The sequence below is a fragment of the Oleiphilus sp. HI0132 genome, from assembly GCF_001635845.1.
Genome location: NZ_LWGJ01001678.1, coordinates 1 through 1687 on the forward strand (window position 1 = coordinate 1; position 1687 = coordinate 1687).

Here is a 1687-nt window from a genome sequence, read left to right on the forward strand (position 1 = left end):
TATGCAGCGTTCATTATCGCTGTAGCGGTACTTCATATCGTTAACAACTTATCTATTCCTACTAGCCTGACTCATTCCTACCCTGTCTTTTCGGGTGCAACCGATGCAATGACTCAGTGGTGGTATGGACACAATGCTGTTGGCTTTTTCCTAACTGCGGCGTTTTTAGGCATGATGTACTACTTCGTTCCAAAGCGTGCGAATCGCCCTGTATACTCCTATAGATTATCAGTTGTACACTTCTGGGCTTTGATCTCTATTTACATGTGGGCTGGTCCGCACCATTTGCAATACACTGCTCTACCAGACTGGGCCCAGTCACTTGGTATGGTGTTCTCCTTGGTTCTATTAGCTCCGTCATGGGGTGGTATGATCAACGGTATCATGACGCTATCTGGCGCATGGGATAAGTTACGCTCTGACCCGATCCTTAAGTTCCTGATTGTATCCCTATCGTTCTATGGCATGTCGACCTTTGAAGGGCCAATGATGTCGATAAAAACCGTCAACGCACTATCTCACTATACTGACTGGACAGTTGGGCACGTTCATTCAGGTTCGCTTGGTTGGGTTGCTTTTATTACTATCGGTTCCGTTTACATGCTTGTTCCTGAGCTATTTAACAAAAAGCGCATGTATAGCGAATCGCTGATAAACAGTCATTTCTGGATCGCAACAATTGGTGTAGTACTTTATATAGCATCAATGTGGATCGCTGGTGTAATGCAAGGCCTAATGTGGAGAGACATGGGTGACGACGGTACGCTGACATATACTTTCATTGAAAGTATCAAAGCTAGCTACCCCTACTATGTCGTACGTGTACTTGGTGGATTAATGTTCTTGGTTGGTATGTTGATGATGGCATATAACGTAATTAAAACCATCGGTTCTTCCGAGTTAGACAACGAAGCATCCAACAAGGAGGCAGCATAATGAATCATCAAACTATTGAAAAGAACAGCGCACTACTTGGTGTATTAATTGCCCTAGTAATTAGTGTTGCCGGTTTGGTTGAAATCGTTCCGCTGATGTTTCAAACACAAACGACAGAACCAGCACCAGGCGTTAAACCTTACACAGCGGTTCAGCTAGCGGGCCGCGACATCTACATTCGTGAAGGTTGTTACAACTGTCACTCACAGATGGTTAGACCTTTCGCTGATGAAGTGTTGCGATATGGCCCTCCGTCAGTTGCAGGTGAATCAGTTTACGACCGCCCGTTCCAGTGGGGTTCGAAACGAACAGGTCCTGATTTGGCACGCGTTGGTGGCCGTTACTCTGATGAATGGCATCGTATACATTTAATCAATCCTCGTGATTTGGTGCCTGAATCAAATATGCCAAGCTTCCCTTGGTTAGCCGAGGCACCAGCAGAAACTGATAGCATTATAAGCAAAATGGAAGCCTTACGTTTACTAGGCCATCCCTATTCAGACGAAGAAATCGCTAACGGGCCCGCCCAGCTAGCAAATATGACTGAAATCGATGCTTTGATTGCATACTTGCAAGTGCTTGGCACTGCAAACAACGGGAGATAAGCATGGGCGAATTACAGCACACACTAAGCGGTTTAATGACCGGCATGCTTTTGCTTACGTTCATCGGAATTTGCTTCTGGAGCTGGAGTGGCAAGCGTAAAGAAGCGTTCGAGGAAATGGCAAATCTTCCCTTGGATAACACTGCA

General features: G+C 45.6%; 2 protein-coding genes. Both read left to right on the forward strand.

The genetic code is table 11. The annotated features are described in order from the left end of the window. On the forward strand, nucleotides 1–936 hold a 936-nt coding region (locus tag A3766_RS25695; RefSeq protein ID WP_197479750.1), incomplete at its 5' end, for a cbb3-type cytochrome c oxidase subunit I. After that, complete coding sequence (gene ccoO / locus A3766_RS25700) at nucleotides 936–1541, forward strand: cytochrome-c oxidase, cbb3-type subunit II (RefSeq protein WP_068506531.1); 606 nt, start codon at nucleotides 936–938, stop codon at nucleotides 1539–1541. The genes A3766_RS25695 and ccoO, both read left to right, overlap by 1 nt. Nucleotides 1542–1687: the final 146 nt, after the last annotated feature.